Source organism: Nocardiopsis sp. KDC1DS13DA1 (assembly GCF_055632325.1).
The window spans coordinates 36,539-55,618 of the sequence record NZ_JBVMUY010000036.1 but is presented as its reverse complement, the minus strand read 5'-3'; the positions used below and the strand labels follow the sequence as shown (position 1 = coordinate 55,618).

The 19,080-nt window shown below is 74.0% G+C and carries 16 protein-coding genes and 1 tRNA gene; 11 read left to right on the top strand and 6 right to left on the bottom strand.

Annotation, left to right across the window (positions count from 1 at the left end):
• Window positions 1–64 precede the first annotated feature (64 nt).
• The 5 genes from ACTVAJ_RS24375 to ACTVAJ_RS24355 all read left to right on the top strand — a co-directional run bounded on the left by ACTVAJ_RS24375 (window position 65) and on the right by ACTVAJ_RS24355 (window position 5,778).
• Window positions 65–1,027: an EamA family transporter gene (locus tag ACTVAJ_RS24375; protein ID WP_470390580.1), complete on the top strand. Its 963-nt coding sequence runs from the start codon at window positions 65–67 to the stop codon at window positions 1,025–1,027.
• A gap of 13 nt (window positions 1,028–1,040) precedes the next feature.
• Window positions 1,041–2,843 (top strand): hypothetical protein, encoded by a 1,803-nt coding sequence (locus ACTVAJ_RS24370; RefSeq protein ID WP_470390579.1) that lies wholly within the window; start codon window positions 1,041–1,043, stop codon window positions 2,841–2,843.
• 37 nt (window positions 2,844–2,880) lie between these two features.
• Complete coding sequence (locus ACTVAJ_RS24365) at window positions 2,881–3,528, top strand: alpha-ketoglutarate-dependent dioxygenase AlkB family protein (RefSeq protein WP_470390578.1); 648 nt, start codon at window positions 2,881–2,883, stop codon at window positions 3,526–3,528.
• Window positions 3,529–3,660: 132 nt separating this feature from the next.
• Complete coding sequence (locus ACTVAJ_RS24360; RefSeq protein WP_470390577.1) at window positions 3,661–4,740, top strand: magnesium and cobalt transport protein CorA; 1,080 nt, start codon at window positions 3,661–3,663, stop codon at window positions 4,738–4,740.
• Between the two features lie 30 nt (window positions 4,741–4,770).
• A complete protein-coding gene (locus ACTVAJ_RS24355) occupies window positions 4,771–5,778 on the top strand; it encodes a methyltransferase (protein ID WP_470390576.1) in 1,008 nt (335 codons plus the stop codon).
• Window positions 5,779–5,786: 8 nt separating this feature from the next.
• Here ACTVAJ_RS24355 and ACTVAJ_RS24350 read toward each other — a convergent pair whose 3' ends face one another.
• The gene (locus ACTVAJ_RS24350; RefSeq protein WP_470390575.1) at window positions 5,787–7,361 is read right to left on the bottom strand and encodes a hypothetical protein; all 1,575 of its coding nucleotides are present in this window, start codon (window positions 7,359–7,361) and stop codon (window positions 5,787–5,789) included.
• Window positions 7,362–7,675: 314 nt separating this feature from the next.
• Here ACTVAJ_RS24350 and ACTVAJ_RS24345 point away from each other — a divergent pair, with 314 nt between their 5' ends.
• On the top strand, window positions 7,676–7,912 hold the full coding sequence (locus ACTVAJ_RS24345) for a hypothetical protein (RefSeq protein WP_470390574.1): 237 nt from the start codon (window positions 7,676–7,678) through the stop codon (window positions 7,910–7,912).
• Window positions 7,858–8,469, top strand: a complete 612-nt coding sequence (locus ACTVAJ_RS24340) for a hypothetical protein (RefSeq protein WP_470390573.1) — start codon at window positions 7,858–7,860, stop codon at window positions 8,467–8,469. The genes ACTVAJ_RS24345 and ACTVAJ_RS24340 overlap by 55 nt, the downstream gene beginning before the upstream one ends.
• A gap of 437 nt (window positions 8,470–8,906) precedes the next feature.
• Here ACTVAJ_RS24340 and ACTVAJ_RS24335 read toward each other — a convergent pair whose 3' ends face one another.
• The 4 genes from ACTVAJ_RS24335 to ACTVAJ_RS24320 all read right to left on the bottom strand — a co-directional run bounded on the left by ACTVAJ_RS24335 (window position 8,907) and on the right by ACTVAJ_RS24320 (window position 14,121).
• Entirely contained in the window at window positions 8,907–10,670 is a 1,764-nt protein-coding gene (locus ACTVAJ_RS24335) for a DUF4132 domain-containing protein (RefSeq protein WP_470390572.1), read from the bottom strand.
• 330 nt (window positions 10,671–11,000) lie between these two features.
• Window positions 11,001–13,277, bottom strand: a complete 2,277-nt coding sequence (locus ACTVAJ_RS24330; protein ID WP_470390571.1) for a transcriptional regulator — start codon at window positions 13,275–13,277, stop codon at window positions 11,001–11,003.
• A 77-nt stretch (window positions 13,278–13,354) separates the two neighbouring features.
• Window positions 13,355–13,427, bottom strand: a tRNA-Pro gene (locus ACTVAJ_RS24325).
• A 136-nt stretch (window positions 13,428–13,563) separates the two neighbouring features.
• Window positions 13,564–14,121: a GlcG/HbpS family heme-binding protein gene (locus ACTVAJ_RS24320; RefSeq protein ID WP_470390570.1), complete on the bottom strand. Its 558-nt coding sequence runs from the start codon at window positions 14,119–14,121 to the stop codon at window positions 13,564–13,566.
• A 170-nt stretch (window positions 14,122–14,291) separates the two neighbouring features.
• Here ACTVAJ_RS24320 and ACTVAJ_RS24315 point away from each other — a divergent pair, with 170 nt between their 5' ends.
• The 3 genes from ACTVAJ_RS24315 to ACTVAJ_RS24305 all read left to right on the top strand — a co-directional run bounded on the left by ACTVAJ_RS24315 (window position 14,292) and on the right by ACTVAJ_RS24305 (window position 17,340).
• Window positions 14,292–15,512: a sensor histidine kinase gene (locus ACTVAJ_RS24315; protein WP_470390569.1), complete on the top strand. Its 1,221-nt coding sequence runs from the start codon at window positions 14,292–14,294 to the stop codon at window positions 15,510–15,512.
• The gene (locus ACTVAJ_RS24310) at window positions 15,509–16,132 is read left to right on the top strand and encodes a response regulator (RefSeq protein ID WP_470390568.1); all 624 of its coding nucleotides are present in this window, start codon (window positions 15,509–15,511) and stop codon (window positions 16,130–16,132) included. The genes ACTVAJ_RS24315 and ACTVAJ_RS24310 overlap by 4 nt, the downstream gene beginning before the upstream one ends.
• Before the next feature lie 401 nt (window positions 16,133–16,533).
• Entirely contained in the window at window positions 16,534–17,340 is an 807-nt protein-coding gene (locus tag ACTVAJ_RS24305; RefSeq protein WP_470390567.1) for a TIGR01458 family HAD-type hydrolase, read from the top strand.
• On the opposite strand, the gene ACTVAJ_RS24300 is transcribed toward ACTVAJ_RS24305, so the two are convergent.
• Entirely contained in the window at window positions 17,256–18,089 is an 834-nt protein-coding gene (locus tag ACTVAJ_RS24300) for a nucleotidyltransferase domain-containing protein (RefSeq protein WP_470390566.1), read from the bottom strand. The genes ACTVAJ_RS24305 and ACTVAJ_RS24300 overlap by 85 nt on opposite strands.
• Before the next feature lie 178 nt (window positions 18,090–18,267).
• Between ACTVAJ_RS24300 and ACTVAJ_RS24295 the strand changes: the two genes are divergently transcribed.
• The gene (locus ACTVAJ_RS24295; protein WP_470390565.1) at window positions 18,268–19,062 is read left to right on the top strand and encodes an SAM-dependent methyltransferase; all 795 of its coding nucleotides are present in this window, start codon (window positions 18,268–18,270) and stop codon (window positions 19,060–19,062) included.
• Window positions 19,063–19,080: the final 18 nt, after the last annotated feature.

Genomic DNA, 19,080 nt, shown 5'->3' with positions numbered 1-19,080 from the left:
AACTACATGGTCCATCAACCACTGGTTCGTGGACAGCAACGGAGGAGATCGATCCAATGGTCGGGTGATCCCCTCATCCATCTCCTCGCTCCGCCGTGCCGACGTCCGGGTCCCGGCGCCGATGATGCTGCTCATCGGCATGTTCACCCTCCACACCGGCAGCGCCCTGGCCGTCACCGCCTTCGACCAGGCCTCGCCCGCCACCGTCACCTGGCTGCGACTCAGCTGGGCCGCGCTGATCCTGCTCGGCCTCGGCGGTCGCTCCCTGTGGCGGGCCGTGCGCGGGGCGACGTGGCGCGAACGCGGCTCCGTGGTGATCCTGGGCACAGCGAGCGCGGGGATGATGCTGTTCTACTCCGAGGCCACCGCGCGCATCGAACTCGGCACCGCGACCTCCATCGAGTTCCTCGGCGCCCTCGTGGTCGCCGTGGCGGCGATGCGCCGCCGCCGCGAACTGCTGTGGATCCTGGCTGCCGGAGTCGGCGTGGTGTGCCTCACCCGCCCCTGGCAGAGCGACCTGGACGTGCTCGGCGTCGGGCTGGCCCTGGCGGGCGCGGCCTGCGTGGCCGCCTACATCGTGCTCACCCAGCGGGTCGGCGCGGGCTTTGGAGCCGTCCACGGCCTGGCGCTCGCGATGACCGTCTCCGCCCTGGTCACCGCGCCGCTGGGCGCCCCCGCCGTGTTCGCCGCGCCCGACCTCGACCTCATCCTGCTCACCCTGGGCATCGCGCTCCTGTTCCCCCTGGTGCCGTTCCTGCTGGAGATGGTGGCCCTCCAGCGCATGAGCCGTACCGCCTACAGCACCTTCGCCAGCCTCGAACCCGCGGTCAGCCTGGTCATGGGCCTGGTCGTCATCGGCCAGGCGCCCGTCGCCGTCCAGGTCGCGGGTATGGCCCTGGTGGTGGTCGCGGGCGTGGGCGCCGCCAGGGGCGACGGGCGCGGGCGTTCGGCTGCGTCCACCGAACCGGACCCGTGTCACTCCCACCCCCACGACTCCACGGCGCGGAACGACGTGGCGATGCACTAGCTTGGTGCGAATCATGGCCGCGACATCTGATCTCCAACTCCTGCGTGCCCACGAACCAGTGCTCATGTGCACCAAGGGGGAGTTGTTCTTCCCCACCCGCGTGGACAGCTACGTACGCAACTGCAGTCTCTGGATCGAGGAGCCCGGCGGACGCGAACGCGTCCTCGTCCCCGCCGGCGAGCTGACCCTCGAACGTCTCGGACAGGCCGAGCGTGAGTGGCCGGGCCGCCACAAGCACCTGCGCTTCGTCCAGGAGGAGACGATCCGCGAGGAGGCGCGCCGCTTCCGCGGCATCGCCCGCACCGTCATCCCCAAGAGCGGCCGTCTGGCCGCCGTCGGCGTGCTCGGGCGCATCCTCGACATCCTGATGAAGCTCTCCCTGCTCATCCGGGGCGCGGTTCCCGGCGGGGTCACCTTCGCCGCCGTGACCCGCTACCGCGAACGCGTCGACGACGGCGGCGCCACCTACTACGGACGCGTCACCCGGGAGGGCGGCTACGTCATCCTCCAGTACTGGTTCTTCTACGCGATGAACGACTGGCGGACGATCTACGGCGGAGTGAACGACCACGAGGCCGACTGGGAGCGCGTCACCGTCTACCTGGCGGAGAACCCGGACGGCACCCACCGCCCCATGTGGGTGGGCGCCTCCTCGCACGAGTACCACGGCGACGACCTGCGCCGCAGCTGGGACGACCCCGACCTGCACCGGGTCGGCGACCACCCCGTGGTCTACGTCGGCGCCGGCTCGCACTCCCACCAGATGCTGCCCGGCGACTACCTCATCCAGGTCGACCCGGCCGTCCTGCGCGGTGCCGTCCGCGCCTACCGCAGGGTCACGGGGTTCCTCTTCCGCGCCGACAGCGCGATCAACCGGCACGGCATCGGCGTCCCCTTCGTCGACTACGCCCGGGGCGACGGCATGCGCCTGGGGCCCGGCGGGGACCGTGAGTGGAACCCCGTCCTCATCGGCGACGACACCCCCTGGATCCGGGGCTTCCGCGGCCTGTGGGGACGCGACACCGGCGACTTCTTCGACGGTGAGCGGGCCCCCAGCGGTCCCCGCTACGAGCGCGACGGCACCATCCGCCGCTCCTGGGCCGACCCCCTGGCCTGGGTGGGTCTGCACAAGGTCGCCCCCACCGAGACCGCCGCCCGCGCCGAGCTGCGCACCCACGTGGGCGAGCTCGACGAGCGGCTGCGCGAACTGGACGCCGACATCGTCGCCCGCCGCGACCGGCTGCGCCAGTTCGACTCGGCGCGCATGGTCCTGCACCGCCGGGCCGGGTCGCGTCCGCTCGCCCGCGAGTACGCCGAACGCATGGATGCCCTGGAGAAGGAGCTCGCCGGGGTCTACGAGGAGCGCGTCCTGACCGCGGACGAGCGCGAGACCCACCTGAGCGCCCTGGCCGACGACACCCCGCTCGTTCCCGGGCCGACGGACCACCTCAGGGCCCCGCACCTGCCCTACTCCTCGGGCAAGCAGCGCACCGCCCGCTTCCTGCACCTGTGGGTGGCCCTGAGCACACCGCTGCTGCTCATCTCCCTCGGACTGACGCTGTTCCTGCTCAACGGGCAGACCACCCTGTACGCGATGCTCGGCGTGGTGGTGGCCTTCGCGGCCGTCGACTCCCTCGCCCGCCGCAAGTTCCTCTCCTTCCTCACCGGACTGGCCATCCTCGCGGTGGTGGTCGGTGTCATCGTCGGAGTGGTGGCCGCCTTCATCGCCGACTGGCGGATCGCCATCGCCGTCCCCATGGCCGTGGTCGTCGTGGTCCTGCTCGTGGTCAACGTGCGCGACCTGCTCCGCCGCTGACGGGGTGGCGGGTCGGCGGCGCGGGCAGGAACCACCCATGGACGATCCCCTCTTCCCCGCCCCGCCGGTGCACGTCGCGCCGGGGGCGGTCCACCTGCCCCGGTGGCTGTCCCCGGAACAGCAGGCCGCCCTGGTCCGGCACTGCCGCCGGTGGGCACGGGCCGGGATGGTGCGGCACCCCATGCCGCGCGGCGGGGTCATGAGCGTACGCATGCTGAGCCTGGGCTGGTACTGGGCTCCGTACCGCTACACCCGCACCCTGCCCGACGGCACCCCCGTACCGCCCTTCCCCGACCCGCTGGGGGCGCTCGCCGACCGGGCCGTGGCCGACGCCCTCGGCGCGCCGCGCCCGCCGGGCGCCGATCCCTACGACGTCGCCCTGGTGAACTTCTACGACGCCGACGCCCGCATGGGTATGCACCAGGACCGCGACGAGCGCTCCGACGCCCCCGTCGTCTCCCTCAGCCTCGGCGACACCTGCGTGTTCCGCTTCGGCAACACCGAGACCCGCACCCGGCCCTACACCGACGTCGAACTGGCCAGCGGCGACCTGTTCGTGTTCGGCGGCCCGTCCCGGATGGCCTACCACGGGGTCCCGCGCACCCGCCCCGGTACCGCGCCGCCGGTGCTGGGCCTGGAGGGACGGCTCAACATCACTGTCCGAGCCTCCGGTCTGACCGTCTGACCGCCCGCCCGGGCCCGCCGCGGTCCGCGGCCCCCCGTGCGTTTCGCCTCCTCCGTGGCGTGTCGCCGCGCACGGGGAGGCCCTTCACGCCAGGATCGGGCGCGTCCGGGACGTACGTGAGGAGGGCCGCCGATGCCCCGACACCAGCCGGAGCGCGTCATGGCGCTGGGCCGAGCCGAGGCCGCGATCCCCGACCGCCGACCCCCGGGACGCGTCCGGTACGTCCTCTACCGCGACGGGCGCCGCGACCGCGACCTCGACGGTGCCCGAGCCGCGCGCGGCGCGCTCGACTCTGACACCGGCGCGATGCTGTGGGTGAGCATGGACGCGCCCGACCGCGACCAGATCGGCGAGGTCGCGCGGGTCTTCGGCCTCCACCGCCTGGTGGCCGAGGACGCGGTGGTCGCGCACCAGCGGCCCAAGGTCGAGGACTACCCCGGTGTGCTGTTCCTGGTCCTGCGGCCCGCGCGGTTCGACACCGCCACCAGGTCCGTGCGGGTGGGGGAGGTGCACGTCTTCTGCGGGGAGGACTTCGTCATCACCATCTCCCACACCGCCCATGTCGACATCGAGGGGGTTCGCGCCGCCCTGGAGGCCGAACCCGAGGGACTCGCCCACGGTACGGTCTCGGTCCTCCACGCGGTCCTGGACCGGGCCGTGGACGACTACGCGCCCGTCGTGTCCGACCTGCAGGACGACGTGGACCAGGTGGAGACCCAGGTGTTCGACCGCGATCCCGACGCCTCGCGCCGTATCTACCGGATCGCCCGGGAGGTGATCATGCTCCAGCGGGCCGTCGAGCCGCTCACCGGTGTCTGCGCGGACCTGCTGGCCCGTGTCCGGACCGGTGGAGCCCGGTCCGGACACCGCGGTGACGGGGACCCCGCGCAGACCCTCCACGCCTACCTACGCGACATCGCCGACCACGTCGCCGGTGTCCGCGAGCGCGTGGACGGCTTCCAGCAGGTGCTGCGGCACATCATGGCCGTCAACGACTCGCTCATCAGCCAGGAACAGAACGAGGCGATGAAGACGATCTCGTCGTGGGGTGGCATCCTCGTGGTGCCGACCCTGATCGCCTCCGTGTACGGGATGAACATCCCCCCTCGGCCCGGCTTCGAGTGGACCTTCGTCTGGCCGGTCCCCCTGACGGTGATGGCCCTGGCCAGTGTCACCCTGTACCTGGTGTTCCGGCGCAACGGCTGGCTGTGAATGTCCGACCACACGACGAGAGGCCGTCCGGTGAACGACGACGAGACCGCGTCCCGCGAGCTGATCCGACTCATGACCGGCCCCTGGGTCGCCAGGTCCGTGGCCGCCGCCGTCCGGCTGGGGGTCGTCGACCGGATGGACGGCGAACCCGTGGGCTCCGCCGATCTGGCCGCGGTGCTCGACCTGGACCCGGGGCGCCTCGGCCGCCTGCTGCGCCTGCTCACCGCGGTGGGGATCGTACGCCGGGACGGCGGCGGGTACAGGCTCACCGCCACGGGCGAGCGGCTGCGCGGCGGGCACCCGTCCGGTCTGCGCGACCTCACCCTGCTCTACGACAGCGGCCTGTTCGCCGACGCGTGGGAACGGCTGCCCGAGACCGTCCGCACGGGCAGGGCCGGGTTCGACCTCGCCCACGGCACCGACGTGTTCACCCTTCTGGAGGGCCGTCCCGACGACGCCGCGCTGTACGCCGCGGGCATGGCGGCCGGGGCCCGCTTCGTCCGGGACCTGCCCTCGGTGTACGACTTCGGCGGCGCGCGCACCGTCGTCGACGTCGGCGGCGGCAGTGGGGAGCTGCTCCGCGCCGTGCTCGACCGCGCCCCCGGCGTGCGCGGTGTGCTCCTGGAGCGCCCGGCGGCCCTGGCCGCGGCCAGGAGCCGCCTGTCCGCCCACGTGGACACCGGACGCTGTGACCTGGTCGAGGGGGACTTCCTGGCCTCCGTGCCCGGGGGCGCCGACGTCTACGTCCTCAGCCGGGTCCTGCACAACTGGTCGGACGCGGACGCCGGGCGGATCCTGGGGCACTGCCGGGAGGCCATGGCACCGGACGGGCGCGTCCTGGTGGTCGAACGGGTGCTCCCGGACGGGGCCGACCCCTGGCTGTCCCTGGTCTTCGACGTGCACATGATGGTCATGACCACCGGCGCCGAACGGACCGAGCGCCAGTACGAGGAGCTGCTGCGCGGCTCCGGTCTGACCACCGAGCGGATCCTCGACCTGCCGCTGGAGATGCGCGTCCTGGTCGCCGGGCCCGCCTGACCCCGGGGTCAGCGGCCGAGGAGGGCGCGCAGCCGGTCCGCGTGCAGCCGTGCGGACGCGGCCGACTCCTCCGCCGCGGCGAGGTGGGTACGCCACCGTCCGGCGGCGGAGTCCACGTCCCGGCGCAGCCTGCGCCGCGCCGAGTCCCGTGCCGTCGCCGCGGCGGTCCGCTCCCCGCCGTCCCTGATGTTGCCGACCAGGGCGCACCCCAGCCCGACCAGGGCCAGGAACCACGTCACGGGGGACATCGTCATCACCCCGAGCAGGACGAAGAGGCCGGCCGCCGCCACCCCGCCCCACAACAGGAGGCGGTTGCTGTTCTCCGGCCGGTGTCGGTCGTCGATCTGCCTCTCGATCCTGGCGAGGTCGTCGGGGGCGGCGCCGTCGACGGTCAGCGTCACGCGTCCGCCGCTCACCGCGACCGTGGAGGTCCGGGGAGCCGGTTCGGTGGCCTCGGCGAGCAGGGAGTCGACGCTCTCCAGGAGGGAGGCGCGCTGGAGGGCGAGTGCGAGGGTGCGCCGGTGCGCGGGGGCGTCGTCCCGGCCCAGGTCCTCGTCGAGCAGTCCGGCGACCGTGCCGACCGTGTCCTCCCAGACCGGTTGCGGGCCGGCGCCGCCACTGGACTCGATCACCGCCCGCAGCTCCCGGGACCGCACCAGCAGGGGAGCCTCCTCGGGGCTGCCCTCCTCGACGAGCAGGCGCAGGGCCGACTCCAGGAACTCGGCGCTGGCGGTGTCGGGGGCGAGTGCCCCCGCGGGTTCCTCCCCGGAGTCCAGGGAGGCGATCCGGGTGACGTTGTCGCGCATCGCGGCCAGGGCGGCGGCCGCGTCCAGCCGGCCAGCCAGCTCGTGCGGGGTGTCGGGGGCGGTCGAACGGCGGGGCCGCCCCGTGGGCCGTTCACCGACCCCGCGCATGCCGGGCGTGCGCAGCGCGGCGGAGACCGGGGCCGCCGCCCCCTCCCGCGACCAGTGGCGCAGGGTCGACAACAGCAGGTGCTCACGGGCGTCGTCGCCGAAGGCCCCGTCCGCGGTCAGCATCCACAGGGCGCGCTGGCCGCGCGTGACCTCGGCCGTCGGCACGGGAAGGTGGGGCAGGAGGTCGGCGGTCAGGCTTTTGCCGAGGGCACGGGCGTGCTCGGCGCTGGTGAGGGTCAGGGTGAGCGCCGCGAAGTGGCGGGCGCGGACCTCGTCGCGCCCGGCGGCCTGGTCGAAGCGGGCCCGGGCGGTGCCGGGGTCGCCGGACAGCAGGGCGTACAGACCGTGGGCCGCGGGCACGAGCCAGTAGTCGGTGGTGTCGGCCAGGTCGAGACGGGCGGGCAGGGACCCGTCCAGCATCTGGAGGGTGCGGTGCCGGGCCATCGCGGGCGCGTCGAACATGGCCAGCGTGGCGCGGATGTCGCTCAGCTCGACGAAGGCGTCCAGGGTGGCGGAGACGCGGTCGAGCCGCTGTTCCAGGCTTCCCCGCAGTGAGGACAGCTCCGACCTCAGGCGGCGGCGCTGGTGCGCGATGGAGGCGTGGGCGCTCTCCAGATCATCCTTGAGCTCCCGGATCCTCCGGTTCTGCGCGTAGTCGACGAAATCCATCCCGTCCCCTCCGTTGTGTGCGGTCCACGGCGGCTGACGCCCCGGGCTTCGACGTGCCGGGTGCGTTCGCGGTTCTCCCTCCGAGCGGGTGGTGACCGCGTCGTGACCTTCCGCGCCGGAGGGCGGGTGTGGCCCTCCGGGACGGGCCGGGCGCGGTGCCCGCCCGTGGCGGTACGCTCCTGGCGGGGTCGTGCAGGTCGTGGCGGCCCGCTGCCGGTGGACGAGGGCAGCGGTGACGATGGCGCGACGGGGATCGGGCACGGCGGTGCCGGCGGAGTCCGGCCCGGGGACGAGCGGCGGCCCGCGGGCGGCGCATGCTCCAGTTGCAGAACAGCCTGGTCGCGCCGCTCGGGACCAGACCCTCCAGCCAGATCACCCACAAGGAGATCACCGAGGGCGTCGACATCGACCGCCCGACCGTCTACCGGTACTACAACCACAAGAACCAGGTGCTCCAGGCGGCCGTCGACGTACGGTTGACCCCTTCGCCTCCCAGGTGGACCTCACCTTCGGCCGCGGGGAGACCGTCGACGGCTACACGGGCCGCCTGATCGACGCCTGGGTGGGTCTGTGGCTGGAGTCGGGCGCGCTGCTCGCGGCGGACTCGGGCCCGGACGCGGAACCGGCCCCACAGCGGGACTGGTGGCGCGGGCGTGGCGAACCGTGGACCGAGGCGGTGCGCGAGGCGATCGAGGTCGCCCGGTTCGTGGAGGAGCCGCCCGAGGACGGGCGGCCCGCGCGCCCCCTCGCGGAGATGGTCGTGGGGGTGTGCCCGTCCACGTTCAACGGCGCGTCGACCGTCGAGCACACCGTCGAGCACCGGTGGGTCGTGCGGGACCTGCTCCTGGACGCCGTGCTGCGCACGACGGGCCGGGTCCGAGCGGAGCGGCGCTCAGACGACCTGGCGGGCGACGCCGCCGAAGGCACCCACCACCGCACCGAGCGCGAACATGGACGCCTCGTCCTCGTCCATGTGCACGATCCCGGCGGGAACGCGCACGCGGTAGGGCTTGACCTCGCCGCGGAGGATCTCCAGACCGTCGATGATCCTCTGCCCCTGCAGCATCAGGAGCGCTTCCTCGACCCTGCCCGTGCGGTCGCCGCGTGACCAAATCGACATGTGCTCACCCTAACCACCGTCCGGGCCCGGGACAACGGCGCCGAGTGCGGGGCATCGGCGGTGGTCGGGGCGTGTACGGGCCCGAACCGGCCGGTGTCGCGGGACGCGTGTTCCGGTGGTGAACGGGGTGACTCGGGGGGTGCGGGCGGTTGTCCCGGAGGGCGGCGGCGGTGCATTCTGGCCGGGCTCTCCGGACCGGTGGGGCTGGGGCGGTGCCCGTGCGGTGCCGAGGGGTGGAGCCCGACCCAGTCACGCCAACGAGCCTCGACCATCTCCTGCGAACCCGAACGGACCGTGGTCGACCGGGCCGCAGGCACACCGGGACACGGTCCCGCGTCCCGCCGTGTCACGCGGCCCGGGTCGTCCCGGACCCGGGCGCTCCGTGGTGCCGGGGCTCGGACGGCCGATCCCGCCTGACGGTGCCCTCAGGGCCGGTCGGGTCGGCGGGGGAGCCGGACGCGGACGTCGGGTCCGGCGCGGCCGGTGTGGAGCAGGGTGTCGCCGCCGGGGCGAACCAGGCGCCAGTGGCCGCCGTCGGCCGCGAGGGTGCCGGTGTCCCACACGACGCCGTCGGTGGTGACCTCCCAGTCCAGTTCCCGCGAGACCAGGCCGGTCAGCGGATGGTCGACCAGGTGGGGCAGCCAGTCGGTCAGCTCCCACTCGTGCCCGGCGTCCCGGAGGCCGTTCAGCCGGGTGCGCTGGGCCCTGAGCTCGGTCCGGACGAGCTTGGCGAGCTCCCGGACCCTCCCCAGTTCGTCCGGGTGGTCCCCACGCAGGGCCGCGGGGGCGCGCCCGGCGGTCCCGCCACCGGGATCGGTGAAGGTGAGGGCGGCGCCGTCGGCGGTGGCGGTCAGGGTCACGGTGGACCCGCCCAGCCGCCGGGTGAGTGTTCCGTCGGGGCCGAGCCCGAAGTCGGGTACGGACCGGTCGGCCCGCTGGACGTCGGACAGGTGGAGGCGCAGGCCCGCCGCGCGCAGGTTGCCGCTGATCTCGGCGCGCTCGCTCCGCGTGCCCGGTGTGCTGCGGATGCCGGTCGCGATCCTGGTGAGGGCGGGAAAGACGGCCTCGGTCCGCAGCGAGCGCAGGGCGGACGACAGTCCCTCGTGGCCCCAGACCAGTGAGTGCGTGCGGTGCCCGAGGGGCCAGAGTCGGGTGGTGAGCTCCTCCAGGAGCCCGACGGCCCACGGGACGGCGGAGACCGGGCGCGCGGCCAGGACGCACAGGACCCCCTTGAGCAGTGTGCTCGCGTGGACGGTGAGGTGGATCGTGTGCCGGGGGTGTCCGCGCCACCCACCGACGCCCGCCTGACCGCGGTCGCCGTCGACGACGGGCAGTTCCAGGACCAGTGTCAGGACGCGGCGCAGGACGTCGTCGACGTCGGCAACGGCGTCCAGGTACGAGGGCAGGGCGGATTCCCAGGCGGGGCCCTTGAGGGGGCGCAGGCCGTGGACGAACAGCGCGGTGACGGCGGGGGAGGAGGTGATGTCGGGGTGGGTGGTGCGCAGAAGGTCGAGGAAGCGGTCACCCCGGTGGCACAGGACCTCGTCGGCGGGCCCCAGGGGCCGCCCCAGGTCGAGCAGGAGCGCCAGCAGTTCGTGGTGGGTCCGCTCCCGTCCCCAGTGTTCGCGGGGGTCGGTCGAGAGGTGGGCCGCGATCCGGTCGGCCATCGCGTGCGCGTCGTCGGCGACCGCGCGCAGGGTGTCCGCGTCGGTCCCCCGGCAGGCCCGGACCGCCAGGTCGAACGAGGACGTGCCCAGGGGAACCGACCGCAGGAGCAGGGGGAGGGTGGTGGTGTTCCACACCTCCGGGTGTTTCTCGAAGTGGCGGTGCACCGTGTGGTGGTTCCGCCGGGGGTTCCTGGCGCGTGTCCTGTCGCCGCCGTCCGTTCGGGAGGCCGGCGCGAGGCTCGCGTTGGACCACACCAGGAGCCGGGCCACGTCGTCGGTGTCGAGTCGTTCCAGGAGTTCGTCCAGGCCGGACCCGGGTGTGCGGCTCTTCACCCCCCAGGACAGGAGCGGCGCGTCGGCGGGCAGGGCCGCCACCTCGCGCTCGAACTCGGTGACGAGGCCGGGCAGTTCGGGGGTGTGGAGATCGGCGGCCAGGTCGGTGGCCTCGGGGAGGAGGCCGTACTCCTCGGCCGTACGGTCGGCCCACGCGCGGGCCTCGCGGGCGGGTGCGGTGCGGTTCATCGGTGCTTCCGGTCAGGGCGGTCGGTGCGGCGGTGACCCTAGCGCGGACCGGGGACACGGGTGCGACGCACGAACGGGTGCGGACGCTCCTCTTCCCGGTGGACCTCGTGCGAATCTACGACGTAAAGGTGGTGCTCGGGTCCGTCCGCACCCTCTTTCCGCGAAAACCCCACCACCGGCCACCGATCTTCGTAGGGTGATCCCGCGCGGAGTCGCGCGAGCGCCGGTGTGGGACGGGTGGACGGTCGCCCCACACCGGTTCACGCCCACCCGGGGCGTCCCCGTCCGCCCGGGCCGCCGTGGCGGCGACGTCGTTCCACGGGGTCGGGGTCAGCGGCGCGGCCCCGGCGCCCGGTGCTCGTCGAGCATCCAGTGACCCCCGGAGGACCACCCCAGGAAACGGCGTGCCGTCTCCGGTTCCCGCTCCGACAGCGCGCCGTCCTCCACTACTTGGCGGAGCCCGCCCAGCACGGGGGCCAGCCGTTCCGCTGCCAGCGGCGGAAGGCCGCCCAGGCGTCCCTCCATCCGTCCGAGCACCTCCCGCTGCTCCGTCTCGGGGCACCGGGACAGGAGGAACAGGCACTGCCGCCACGCGAACGCCGCGTTCTTGACCTCCCTCAGCGGCAGGGCCACACGGGGCAGCCGGGCCACGCCCGCCTCGGCCACCGCGTACGCGCGCCGGGCGGCCTCCGCCCAGCCGTGTTCGGGACGGGCTCCGACGCTCACCAGGGCGGCCAGGTTGTGGGTGGTGAGGATTTGCGCCTGCTCGATCATCTGGCCGCTGGCCGACACACTCCCGCGGGGGAATCCGGCCCGCCTGTGGCACAGGTCCGCGAACGGCGTCGACGACCGCCGCGCGGTGGCGCGCTCCTCCTCCGCCGCGACCAGCACCTGCGCACCGTCGATGCCGTAGTAGCGTGCGTACAGGCTGTCCTCCGTCAGCTCGGCGGCCAGCGCGGCCGCGCGGAGGAACTTGGGCGAGAACTCGCCCATGAAGATGTCGGCGGCCAGTTCCTCCAGGAAGGGCGGAGCGCCCTCCACGTCCCGGGCCAGGCCGTTGAGCGCGCTGACCATGGGATTGGGCACGAGGGTGCCCGGGAAGCGGGTCAGCAGCGTGGTACCGAGCCGGGGCAGCAGGTCCCGCACCGCAGCCGTACGCGCCTTCCCGCCCCGGTACTCCCGGGTCTCCCGGATCCAGGGCAGCTCGTGCTCGCGCACCTGGTGCGCCAGGTTGAGCAGCAGGAGTGACCGCCGGTTGCGGAAGGCCAGGTGGTGGGCGCGCAGGAGCCGGGAGAGCGCGGGGTCGGTGACGGCGGCCGTCTCGGCCTCGGCGGTCAGTGCGGGAACCACGGAGGCCAGGACCTCGGCCGACGGGATGACCCCCCGTTCGACCAGTTCGTCCGGGGTGCCCGCGCTGGCTCGCGCGATGATCGCCTGGAGCGGCGCGGGGATCGGCCAACCGCCCGGGACGTCCTCCGCCGCGGTCGTGGGGCCCAGGAGCGCGTCGGTGTCGGTGATCCCGGAGCCGCCGGGCAGGGGGGCGAGCCGGTCGAGCAGGACCCGGGACAGCACGTCGTGGGTGGGCCGGGCCGCGTGGTCGGCCTGTTCGCGGCGCACCGCCGTGTGCCGGTCCGAGCCCGGGACACCGCGCTTGCGCACCATGGAGTCCACGGCGTGCTGGAGCAGGCCCCGGAGACGCGGCGAGGGGCCGACCCCCTCCACCGCCTCCCTCAGGGCGGTGAGCAGGATGGCGAGGTTCTCCCTGGGCTTGCGGTGCTTGGTGCACAGGGTGTGTTCGGCGGCCAGGCGGGTGTACTCCTCCAGCAGCGTCCTCGCGCGCCCGACCCAGTTACCCCGGCGCCGGGCGTCGACACGGCCGTCGGCCACGGTCTCCAGCCAGTGCGCCAGCACCCGGTCGGCGAACGGGTTCCACACCGCCAGGGCCTCCTGCTGGGCCTTGGGCCGGTTGGTGGCGGCGTCGGTCCTGTGCGCGCGCTCCCCGAGCGGGTGGCGGACGTCGTCGACGGTGTCGCGGAAGACGGTGCCCGCTGGGGTGTCCTGCCGAGGTGCGGGGCGGGGGGTGAGGCACAGTCGGTCGGCGAACGGCTCGACCGCTGCCAGGACCCGCAGCGCGGCGGCGGTCTGGCCGACCCGCAGCAGCCAGGCGACGGTGAGCAGCGCGCCCTGTTCGGGCAGGCCGATCGTGTAGTCGCCGCTGTCGAGCAGGGCGTCGAGTTCGGCGAGCCCCTCGTCGGTGAGCAGGTGGGAGTGGACGGCCCGGCGCTCGGCGGGCAGACCGTGACGGGTGGCCAGGTCCTCCTCGTGGGGGCGCAGGGGGCCGCCCGCGGCGGCGGCGCCGGTGGCGAAGCCGCCGTGCACGACCTCGGGGGTGACCCAGGCGGGGAGGCCCTGGACGGGGGTACGGGAGCCGATGGTCAGGGTTCCGTCGCCCATGCCCTCGACGACGCGGGTCCACGCCTCGGCGCGGGCGCGGGCCGACGCGCGCACGTCGGGATCCTCGTGGTCGAACGCGGTGGTCAGGGCTGCGGCCAGCCGCCCGGAGGGGTAGTCCCGGCCGACCGCCTGGGGGGTGCTGTCAGGGTTCATGCCAGCGCGGCGGGTCCTGCCCCCGCGTCCCCCGGATAGGAGCCGGTGCTCTGCTGACTGAGCTACGCGCCGTACGGCCAGCGTGGCGGGTTCCGCCCCCGCGTCCTCCCGGTCCCGAGCCGGGTGCTCTGCTGACTGAGCTACACGCTGTGTCGGACCCGGAGCCTAACAGGGGATACCCGGGGCGGCGCCACCGGTTTTCCCGGCTGCTTCAGCCCGTGGGGCACGCCGGGGCGGGGGACCGCGCCGCGGTCACCCGCCCCCGTCGGCGCCCCTGGGGGACGGCTCAGCCCTCGAAGTCCTCCAGCGCCTCCAGGGCGGCCCGGGCGATCTCCTCGTCGATGGTGCCGTCGGGGGCGCCGCCCACGCCGATGCCCGCGATCGGGGCGCCGTCGGAGGTCACCGGGACGCCGCCCGGGAGGAAGAGCGTTCCCGGCAGGTCGGCGATGGTGGGGCCGTCGCCGGTGGCGCCGTCGGTGAGCGCGCTGGTGGGCCGGCCCATGGAGACAGCGGTGTAGGCCTTCCGTTCGGCCGACCCCTGGGTCTGCGGTCCGGCGTTCTCGGTTCTGAGCACCAGGCGGACCGCGCCGGAGCGGTCCACGACGGCGATGCTGACCTGCTGCTCCTGCTCGCGTGCCTCGGCCAGGCCGGCCTCGGCGGCGGCGGTCAGCGCCTCGCCGGTGAGGACGTCGCGCTGGGACACGGCCGCGGTGGCCGCGTCGGCCACCGCCGGTTCCGGGGCCCCCGGGGCGCCTTCGGGGAGGGCGGTGGAGACGATCCCGCCGACGACCGCCAGTCCGGCGGCGCCGCCGACGACGGTGGCGATGAGGTGGTTGCGCTTCATGGTCGTTCACCTTCCGTTTCGGTCGCCCTGTCGCGACACCACCCAGACTCCGGGTCGGCGGGGCTCCTGGCGCCGGGCGATCGGCGCAACCTTGCGTTCCGTTCGGACGATCCTGCCCGTCGTCCGATCGGACGACGCCGATACTGGTGGACATGGGCAGGATGGGCAGGGTGGCTTCGACAGGTTCCGCGCCCGGGGCGGGCGCCCCGAAGGACGGCGCCGGGCGCGACCGGGTGGGCAGCCGACGGCTCAACACGGTCATGCACCTGGGTTTCTTCACGGTGATGGCGGCCTCGGCCGCACGCCTGCTGGTCCGGCACGAGTGGGACGCGCACACCCTGGCCTCGCTGGAGCTGGCCGGGCTCGTCGCGCTGCTGTACGCGGCGGGGACCCTGCTCTGGGGTTCGGTGCGCCGGGCTGTGCTCGTGGGCTGGTTCGCCGCCCTGGTGGTGTGCTGGGTGGCCCTGGTGTGGTCGGCGCCGTCGTTCGGGTTCGCCGCCATCCCGCTGCTGTTCCTGGCGCTTCGGCTGTTGCCGACCGCCGCCGCGGTGGGGACGGCCGCGCTGTTGGCCGCGGGGACGACCGGTGCCTGGGCGATGCTGACCGACGTGCGGGATCCCAGTGTCTTCCTGGTCCCCGCCGCGGTCGCCGGCATGGTGGTGGCCACCGTCGTCGAGCTGCGCCGGGAGAGCGAGGGCCGTCGGCGGACCATCGACGACCTGCTGCGCGCGCGGGACGCGCTGGCTCAGTCGCACCGCAGGACGGGCGTGCTGGAGGAGCGGGAGCGGTTGGCGCGGGAGATCCACGACACCGTCGCCCAGGGGCTGTCCAGTACGGGGATGCTGCTCGGCGCCGCGGACCGGGAGTGGGATGGTGACCCGGAGCGGGCACGGGCCCTGGTCCGGCAGGCCGCCGAGGGGGTGCGGGAGAATCTGGCCGAGGCGCGGTCGTTCGTGGAGGGGCGGGGCCCGGCGGTGCTGGAGCGGGACTCGTTGGAGGAGGCCCTGGGCGGGCTGTGCTCGGCGCTGTCGGCCGGGACCGGTGCGGCGGCGGAGTTCCGGTGCGAGGAGGGGGCGGGGGAGTTGCCCGCCCCGGTCCGGGCGGCGCTGCTGCGGGTGGCCCAGGGGGCGCTGGCCAACGTGCGGGAGCACGCGGGGGCCGGTCGGGTGGTGGTGACGTTGGAGCGGATCGGTGATCGGGTGGTGTTGGACGTCATCGACGACGGTGCGGGGTTCGACCCGGCGGCTCCGGTGTCCGGGCCCGGGCGGGGGCACGGTCTGGCGTCGGCGCGGGCCAGGGCCGAGGAACTCGGCGGGGAGTTGACGGTGGAGAGCGCCCCCGGTGAGGGGACGGGGGTCTCGGTGTGGTTGCCCGTGGGGGAGGACGTGTGAGGCTGTTCCTGGTCGACGACCATCCGATCGTGCGGTCGGGGTTGTCCGCCCTGCTCGACGGGCGGGAGGGGATCGAGGTCGTGGGCGAGGCGGGGACCGGTGCCGACGCGGTCCGGCTGGTCGCGCTGCGCCGTCCGGACGTGGTGTTGATGGACCTGCGGCTGGGCGGCGGCATGGACGGGGTGGAGACCACGCGTCGTGTGCGCGGGCTGCCCGAGGCGCCCCGGGTGCTGGTGCTGACCACCTACGAAAGCGACACCGACATCATCCGGGCCGTCGACGCGGGGGCCTCCGGGTACCTGCTCAAGGACAGCCCGCCCGAGCGTCTGTTCGAGGCGGTGCGTGACGTGGCGCGCGGGGAGACGGTGCTGTCACCGCCGGTGGCGGCCCGGCTGATGCGGCGGGTGCGTGATCCGCTGCCGACGCTGACCGCGCGTGAGCTGGAGATCGTCCGCCTGCTGGCGGAGGGGGCGGGCAACCGGGAGATCGCGAGGCGGTTGTTCGTGACCGAGGCGACGGTCAAGACGCACCTGCGCCGGATCTACGCCAAGTTGGGGGTGGACACGCGGACGGCGGCGGTCCGTGCCGCGGTCGACCGCTCGCTGATCCGGTGGGACTGAGTCCGTCCGGGGAGCGCGGGACGGGTCGGGGGGTGGCCGGGGCGGGTGCGACCCCAGGGGGCGCACCCGCGCCGGGTTCAGCGGGTCTTGACGATCGTGGCCAGCAGGCCAGCGATGATCATCATCGACAGGCTCACGATCATGAGCACGACCGCGATGGTTCCGACCATGGTGTGTCCTTACGTTCGTCGTCTCCGGGCACCGTGCCTACGCGCGTCGGTGCCCGACGCGCCGGTGCCGCACGAGAACGGGTGCGGCGCGTACCTCTTCGTCGCGTACCCTATCTCGGCTCGTCGCGCGGCGTGCGCCGGGTCGCCGCTGCGACCTGGGGGTCGGCCCGTCCGTCCCCGGGCCGGTGCGGGGGCTGGCCCCGGCGCACCCCTGCGTGGTCCGATGGAGGCATGGGCACACGCGGAGTCCTCATCGACATCGACGGCGTCCTGACCGTGTCGTGGCGGCCGATCCCGGGTGCGGCGCAGGCGCTGGACCGGCTGCGGCGGGCCGGTCTGCGCACGGTGCTGCTGACCAACACCACCTCCCGTACGCGCGCCTCGATCGCCGAGACGCTGCGCGGGGCGGGGTTCGAGGTGGCCGAGGACGACGTGCTGACCGCGCCCACCGCGTTGGCCGCCTACCTGGCGGGGCACCACCCGGGGGCGCGGTGCCGACTGGTCAACAGCGGGGACATCCGCGCCGACCTGGCCGGGGTGGACCTGGTGGAGGAGGACCCGGACGTGGTGGTCACCGGAGGGGCCGGACCGGAGTTCGACTACGCGACGATGGACGCGGCCTTCAACGACCTGCGCTCCGGTGCGCGGCTGGTGGCCATGCACCGGAACATGTACTGGCGGACGGCGGAGGGGATGCGGCTGGACGCCGGTGCCTTCGTCGTGGCGTTGGAGCGCGCCGCCGGGGTGGCGGCCGAGGTGGTGGGCAAGCCCGCGGAGGCGTTCTTCGCGGCGGCGCTGGAGCGGTTGGGGGTTCCGGCCAGGGAGGCGGTCATGGTCGGCGACGACGTGGTCGGTGACGTGCTGGCCGCCCAGCGGCTGGGTATCACCGGGGTCCTGGTGCGCACGGGCAAGTTCGAGGAGGGTGTGCTGGACCGCATCGAGGGGATGCCCGATCACGTGGTGGCGTCGTTCGCGGACGTGCCCTCGCTGTTGGCGCAGGACGAGGCGCCGCCCGACCAGGAGGACCAGGTCCGCTGATAGGCGTCGACCAGCCACCGGTCGGCCCAGTCGGTGTCCGGCTCCGGCGGCAGCTCGGAGGTCTGGCACAGGGCGGCGAGCCGTTCCTCCAGTTCGCGGGCGCGCTCCAGCGTCTCCCGTCGGGTGCGTTCGCCCCGGCGCAGGGCGCGCAGCCAGGAGCGGTCGGGTTCGGGTACGGGCAGGGTGAGGTCGCCGGTCTCCATGAGTTCCACGCCCTGGAGGCCGAGCCGGACCGTGTGGTAGGCGTACTTGGTGTCGAAGCCGTGGACGGCCTCCAGTTCGGGGCGGTTGGTGTGCCGGCCGCCGCGGGTGCCGTCGAGGCGTTCGCGCTGGGCGCGCAGGTAGCCGAGGAAGCGGTGGCCCGCCCGGCGGGAGAGCAGCCGGTGGCGGTGGGCGCGCAGTTCGCGGCCGAGGCCGGTGAGGGTGACCAGCTCCGTCTCGGGGACGAACAGCGGCAGCAGCACGGTGGGGTTGCCGTCCAGGGCCAGGCGGGTCCACTTGCGCAGTGAGTACACGGTCAGTTCGAGGTCGTCGGCGGCCGAGCGGACGTGCTCGGGGCGGCTGCGGTACATGTACTGCTCGAAGGTCCGCAGGCCCACGACGTACTCGGGCGGTTCCACGCAGATGCCCATCTCGTCGCGGTCGCTGGCGCCGTCGACAGCGAGGCCGTGCACGGTGGAGCCGACCGGGCAGCGCAGGATCGTGCCGCGTTCGGCGATGCGGGCGAACTCGGGGTCGGCGTGCTTCACGGGGCGCCTCCGCGGGGCTGGTCGGGGACGGGTCGGGCGCACGTTAGCGCGTGCGCGGGGGCCCGGGCCAACGGTTATCGGTGCGGCGGCCCTTGCCCTCGCGGGGATCAAGGCCGTTTACTGATCGGGCGCCGCCGGGCTCCGGTGGTACGGCTGATCGACCGCAGAAAGCAGGACCGTGTCCGAGACCCCCAAGATCGACACCTCCATCCCCCACAACGCCCGCATCTGGAACTACTGGCTGGGCGGGAAGGACAACTACCCGGTGGACCGGGAGATGGGTGAGCAGATCCGCTCGTTCTTCCCCGAGATCGTGGACAACGCGGTGGCCGACCGCGGTTTCCTCGTCCGCGCGGTGACCTACCTGGCCGAGGAGGAGGGGGTGCGGCAGTTCCTCGACATCGGGACGGGGCTGCCCACCCACAACAACACCCACGAGGTCGCCCAGTCGGTGGCTCCGCAGGCGCGGGTGGTGTACGTGGACAACGACCCGCTGGTGCTCGCGCACGCCCGCGCGCTGCTGACCGGGAGCGAGGAGGGCGCCACCGACTACGTGGACGCCGACCTGCGCGACCCGGACGCGATCCTGGCCGCCGCGTCCCGCACGCTGGACCTGTCCCGGCCGGTGGGGCTGATGCTGCTCGGCGTGATCAACTTCGTCGACGACGACGCCGAGGTCCGCTCGATCCTGGACCGCCTGGTCGGCGCGCTGGCCCCCGGGAGCTTCCTGGTCGTCTCCCACCCCACGGACGACATCGACCACGAGCGCGCCCACGAGGTCGCGGCGGCCTGGAACGAGAAGGGCACGCCCAAGCTGACGGTCCGGACGGCGGCGGGGATCAGGGCGCTCTTCGACGGTCTGGAGCTGCTGGAGCCGGGTGTGGTCTCCTGTTCCCTGTGGCGGGCCGGGGAGGCCGAGGTGGGCGAGCTGCGCCCGGTGGCCGAGTACGGCGGTGTGGCCCGCAAGAGCTGACCGGCGCGCGTGTGCCCC

Coding starts and splice junctions, on each gene's coding strand:
- ACTVAJ_RS24350 (WP_470390575.1), bottom strand. CDS start 7,361: ATGGATTTCGTCGACTACGCGCAGAACCGGAGGATCCGGGAGCTCAAG.
- ACTVAJ_RS24335 (WP_470390572.1), bottom strand. CDS start 10,670: ATGAACCGCACCGCACCCGCCCGCGAGGCCCGCGCGTGGGCCGACCGT.
- ACTVAJ_RS24365 (WP_470390578.1), top strand. CDS start 2,881: ATGGACGATCCCCTCTTCCCCGCCCCGCCGGTGCACGTCGCGCCGGGG.
- ACTVAJ_RS24330 (WP_470390571.1), bottom strand. CDS start 13,277: ATGAACCCTGACAGCACCCCCCAGGCGGTCGGCCGGGACTACCCCTCC.
- ACTVAJ_RS24320 (WP_470390570.1), bottom strand. CDS start 14,121: ATGAAGCGCAACCACCTCATCGCCACCGTCGTCGGCGGCGCCGCCGGA.
- ACTVAJ_RS24370 (WP_470390579.1), top strand. CDS start 1,041: ATGGCCGCGACATCTGATCTCCAACTCCTGCGTGCCCACGAACCAGTG.
- ACTVAJ_RS24345 (WP_470390574.1), top strand. CDS start 7,676: ATGCTCCAGTTGCAGAACAGCCTGGTCGCGCCGCTCGGGACCAGACCC.
- ACTVAJ_RS24305 (WP_470390567.1), top strand. CDS start 16,534: ATGGGCACACGCGGAGTCCTCATCGACATCGACGGCGTCCTGACCGTG.
- ACTVAJ_RS24360 (WP_470390577.1), top strand. CDS start 3,661: ATGCCCCGACACCAGCCGGAGCGCGTCATGGCGCTGGGCCGAGCCGAG.